General features: G+C 49.5%; 1 rRNA gene. It reads right to left on the minus strand.

Annotated elements, in window-relative coordinates:
* Positions 1 to 261: 261 nt before the first annotated feature.
* A 5S ribosomal RNA gene (rrf, locus tag ACTQY1_RS11300) occupies positions 262 to 368 on the minus strand; the annotation flags it as partial.

Below are 368 nucleotides of genomic sequence, written 5' to 3' on the forward strand. Positions count from 1 at the left end.
ACTGCTTTCGATGGTGAAATTAAAATAAAAACAGACGTGAGCAAAAATCGCTCACGTCCGTGTGTGGTAGATGAATTGGAGCTTACCCCAACATTTGACAAAGAACCTAAATTTTTCATTTGGCTCGAGACTCGAGACTCAAGACTCGAGACCGAGCCGCTATGCGACTCATAAAACCGGCTCTTCGCTCTCCACCAACAAGCCGTGACTCATGGCCCGCGACAAAAAGGCCTGCATCTTTCGATGCAGGCCTTTTCTTCTAACCGGCAGCTCCCTATCCTCCCGGACCGTTTCCAGTCGAGTACTTTCGGCGTATAAGGGCTTAACTGCTGTGTTCGGCATGGGAACAGGTGGATCCCCTTAGCTAT

Source organism: Acidaminococcus sp. HCP3S3_G9_1, assembly GCF_052122455.1.
In the GTDB taxonomy this organism is placed as follows: Bacteria; Bacillota; Negativicutes; order Acidaminococcales; family Acidaminococcaceae; genus Acidaminococcus.